The following is a 1437-nucleotide window of genomic DNA, read 5'->3' as shown; positions in this document are numbered from 1 at the left end:
CAGATCTCCCCGTACATGGACGCCCCCGGCTTGCCAAGCTCTCAATTCATGATGACGCGAGGTAAAGATTGCACCCGTACATTCGGACTTTAGCTGTGGCCTTTCGCCACGGTCCCTGATGGGATGTGCTGGTTGGCGCCGCAATCGGGTAATCGCACTCTGGGTGCCTGGGGAGACGCGGGCTTCACCAACCACGGTCTAACCTGGTTGCCATCACTGCCTGATTGCTTGTGCAATCGGTGGGGGCATCAACTGCCCCGGGGGGTTACAGCCTTGCTTGCAAGTTGTGAGTTGCGACGTTTCGATGCGATCCGATCATGGCGCTGCGTAATCGAACTGGAATTCCCTGTCGCACGCCAACAGCGCCCAAACGATGCGGGCGTTCTTGTTGGCCAGTGCCACGACAGCCACATTCTTGTTGCGCCGCGCGATGAGCTTATGCAGCCACCCATGCGCCTCCAGCTTTCGTTCGGCATGCCGGATCACTGAGCGCGCCCCGTGGATGAGGAGGGTGCGCAAATACGTGTCCCCGCGCTTACTGATGCCCTGTAAGTTGGTCTTGCCGCCGGTCGAATGCTGTTTGGGCACGAGCCCCAGCCATGCAGCGAGCTGCCGGCCGTTCGTAAAGTTTTTGGCGTCACCGACCGAAGCCACCAGCGCACTCGCCGTGATTGGCCCAATGCCAGGGACCTTCTCCAGCCTACGCGAGAGCGCATTGGCGCGGTGCCAGGCTTGAATTTGGGCTTCCATTTCACAGACCTGCCGGTCCAATTCCTTCAAATGATCAAGCAAGCGCTGTATCAATCCACGAAACATGCCCGGTAAGTCATCTTTGGCCTCATCGAGTAACTCTGGGACGCGCTGGTGGAGGCAGGCGATGCCTTGCGGCACGACCAACCCGAATTCGCCCAGCAATCCGCGAATCTGGTTGGCTTGTGCCGTCCGCGCTTTAACCAGCCCTTGCCGAACTCGATGCTGTGCCAGCACGGCCTGCTGGTCGGTGCTCTTTATTGGCACGAATCGCATGTTTGGTCGGCTCACCGCTTCACAGATGGCCTCTGCGTCAGCCGCATCGTGCTTGTTCGTTTTGACATAGGGCTTCACGAATTGGGGAGCCATCAACTTCACCGTATGCCCAAACGCTTGGAGCTTGCGCGCCCAGTAATGCGCGCTGGCACAGGCTTCCATGCCGATCAAGCACGGAGGCAGATTCGCAAAGAACGTCACCATTTGACCGCGCTTGAGTTGCTTCTTCAAGGCGGCTTTCCCATGAACGTCTACACCGTGGACCTGAAATACGTTCTTTGCCAGATCGATGCCAATCGTCGTAAGCTGCATGATGACGCTCCCTTCGTTCAAGTGGTTGCTCGACACTTCCACTTTGGCACATCGATGCCGTTACGAGTGGGGGCGTCCATCCCATTGGGTATGACGCAC

General features: G+C 58.2%; 1 protein-coding gene. It reads right to left on the bottom strand.

The window, feature by feature from the left end:
* Nucleotides 1–315 precede the first annotated feature (315 nt).
* Entirely contained in the window at nucleotides 316–1338 is a 1023-nt protein-coding gene (locus AC1DOX_RS30945) for an IS110 family RNA-guided transposase (protein WP_441624654.1), read from the bottom strand.
* Nucleotides 1339–1437: the final 99 nt, after the last annotated feature.

The organism is Cupriavidus sp. 01L415 (assembly GCF_056400065.1).
Note: the sequence above shows the minus strand (reverse complement) of the source record. Positions and strands in the feature narration are given on the sequence as shown.